The sequence below is a fragment of the Cryobacterium sp. Hb1 genome (genome assembly GCF_004403585.1).
Taxonomy (GTDB): Bacteria; Actinomycetota; Actinomycetes; order Actinomycetales; family Microbacteriaceae; genus Cryobacterium; species Cryobacterium lyxosi.
Window position 1 is genome coordinate 1 of the sequence record NZ_SOHI01000022.1, and the last position, 1,884, is coordinate 1,884.

The following is a 1,884-nucleotide window of genomic DNA, read 5'->3' on the forward strand; positions in this document are numbered from 1 at the left end:
ACGGCCTCGTCTTTGTACTCAGGAGTGAACTCCCGGCGTGTCTTTCCCATGTGAACATTCTCTCTTGTGAGGTGTCCACTCAACGGGGGCAAGGCCACGTGGGCTCGGCGACTGCGGGGATCGAGTCAGGTGCTTCCACGAACGCAACCTAGCAGTGGCGCGACGCCTCCCGCTACCCGCAACGAGACGGGAAGCTTCGTCGGGAGGCGTTCGCCCGGGAATACGGTCAGCTCAGTAGGCGAGCAGTCATCAGGCGTCCGCAAGCGCACCGGCTTCCGTGCGGTCACACAGTGGATACGTCGGGAAAGTACTGCCGGCGTTCAACGGCTGACAGACGCGCCGCCTACGCCTTGCCTTCCGCAAGAAGTTGATTCATTTCCGTGGCTGCACGCCTGGCCTCCGTACTGGCCTGACAGTCACTCCGCCATAGTGCCAACCAGGCTCTGTCCTATGACAATCCGGGAGGACACTCGCATGCAGTGATGGTTGAGCAGCATCGATTGCAACTCGACGACTACGTCGCGATCCTTGCGTCGACTCAAAGTCGCGAAAGTCCTAGTTCCTGTTGTGGCCTAGCGACCTGGAGATCAGGACTCCCTTCCAATAGGTCTCGCGGTCGATTACGTGCTGGTCGTCGGTTCGCATCGACCAAAACTCCAGCAGAGCGAACCGCATCGTCTTTCGGAAGTAGTCTTCGCCCTTCGTGGCGAGGTGGACCTTCAAGCCGACGTTGTCACCATGGAGCGTGCGGGCGTAGTGGGACCAGCGTTGCCAGATCCCTGTGTCGCCATACGCCGAGCCAACGTAGGGCTCGCCCGTTGCTTCGTCGTGGATGACGTAGACGCCCTTCATCTGCTCCAAGGCGATCCGCCAGTCAGGTCGCCCTTGCTTCACTATCGTCTGGATCTCGGCTAGCGAGTGATTGATGCGGTCGTGCCCCGGGAACGGATCACCGTCGAATGGCTCCTCAGTAATCATCGAAACGGTCATGTCGTTTAGACACGCCTCCATGTTCCGGCGTCGGTTGCGGCCAGTGAGTGCCAAACGTACATAAAGCCTCTTGATGAACGGACCCATGAGGTCCTCTCGAAGAACGACGTCGTAGGAGTGTTGCCGCGGATCGGGACGGCGCCCCACGACTTCCCAGATCCCACCAAACAGCCAGAGCGTTGGGTCATGTCGGTCCTGCGCGAACGAGAAAATGAACTGTCGATTGAAATCGTCGTTGACATTGCGCCACGAGTTCCACCGTTGCCATTCATCAGAATCGTTACCGAGGACGTCGATCGGAAATGCCTCACCGTTGTAGACCGCGCAGTGAAGCTTGCACTGGACCGGATCGAAGTCTGGCGGTAGCAGCGTTGCGAGCAAGATCGGATCCATAATAAGAGGCTAATGCCGCCAGACGCAGGGGCACATGAGGCTGGCCTCCGATTGACGGCCAGCCCGCCTGCGCCAAAACCTTCGTACTGCGGGCTGATGCGGGTGCCATGTTGGTCGCGTGAAGGTACTCTCAAGCGGCCATCACGCGGTCACGCGACAACGCGGCAAACTCGGGCGCAGCAGTACAGCGCCGGCAAGAATGCTTCTGCGCGGTGAGCATCTTTGGGCCCGAAATAGTCACAGCGCCTGCTCGCTTTAGCGTCGACAAGCGAGCGGATGGATAGCTCGTGGATTTGGTCGTAGCCACAATCTTCGATCCATCTCATTGGTGGTTCCCGTAGGGGTTTCTCTTCTAAAACCCCTACGGTGGAGGCGCCAACCGCTGCATCACCTTCGCCGGCTCTGGCCTTGCCCCCGGTTAGTGGACACGGGTTAAGCGGCGAGTTGAACTTCCGCGGTCTTTAACGAGTATTGCAGTTCGAAGTCGACGGGGCTGATTTG

At 59.2% G+C, this 1,884-nt stretch carries 1 protein-coding gene; it reads right to left on the bottom strand.

What is annotated here, in order from left to right; translation table 11 throughout:
- Window positions 1-555: 555 nt before the first annotated feature.
- Window positions 556-1,383 carry a GIY-YIG nuclease family protein gene (locus E3T38_RS06925; RefSeq protein ID WP_134547393.1) on the bottom strand — a complete coding sequence of 276 codons (828 nt, stop codon included), beginning with the start codon at window positions 1,381-1,383 and terminating at the stop codon, window positions 556-558.
- Window positions 1,384-1,884: the final 501 nt, after the last annotated feature.